This is a genomic window from Oleiphilus sp. HI0128 (genome assembly GCF_001635365.1).
In genome coordinates this window covers 1-638 of sequence record NZ_LWGG01001536.1, presented here as the reverse complement: position 1 = coordinate 638, position 638 = coordinate 1, and the positions used below count along the sequence as shown (strand labels likewise).

Annotated in this window: 1 protein-coding gene; it reads right to left on the bottom strand. The window is 45.6% G+C overall.

Going from position 1 to position 638, the window contains the following annotated elements; all coding sequences use genetic code 11:
- Positions 1–521, bottom strand: a 521-nt coding sequence (locus tag A3763_RS25295; protein WP_231872324.1) for a GDSL-type esterase/lipase family protein, incomplete at its 3' end; no start/stop codon positions are given.
- Positions 522–638: the final 117 nt, after the last annotated feature.

Here is a 638-nt window from a genome sequence, read left to right as displayed (position 1 = left end):
TAGTTAGGCGGTATCTGCATGCCTAGCAATATTACTTGGGCTCCAGCCTCTTGTGACATCACTGCCATCGCTTCTAGGTTATTACGAATCTGCCTAACCGGGGTTCCTCGTAAACCATCGTTTCCGCCAAGTTCAATAATGACGATAACGGGCTGATGAGTTGATAAGGCCTTACCTAAACGATAACGGCCACCGGTAGTGGTATCACCGCTGATACTTGCATTGATCACGCGATAGTTATCGCCCAGCTCACGCTGCATCAGCGCTACCCAGCCCTTACTCTTATCCAAACCAAAGGCCGCGCTAATACTGTCACCCACCACTAGAATGCTTGCAGCCTTTTGAACTGGAACAGTATTTTTTACCGGTAACGGTTTTTCTATTTCCGCCGCATACGTTAAGCTGCTTAGTAGAAGCAGGCAGCCAATAATAAAATAACGACCTAGCTGCATGTGCATCGCAAACCCCATTCTGTTTAGACAACTATTTTGTGATTGAATATGCCTGAAAATAGCACTCAAGAAAATCTCCTACTGAAACTCAATAATGTATGTAAGTCGGTCAATACCGGTTCAGAACAGCTTGATATCTTGCAAGCATTCTAGTGGTGGGTGACAGTATTAGCGCGGCCTTTGGTT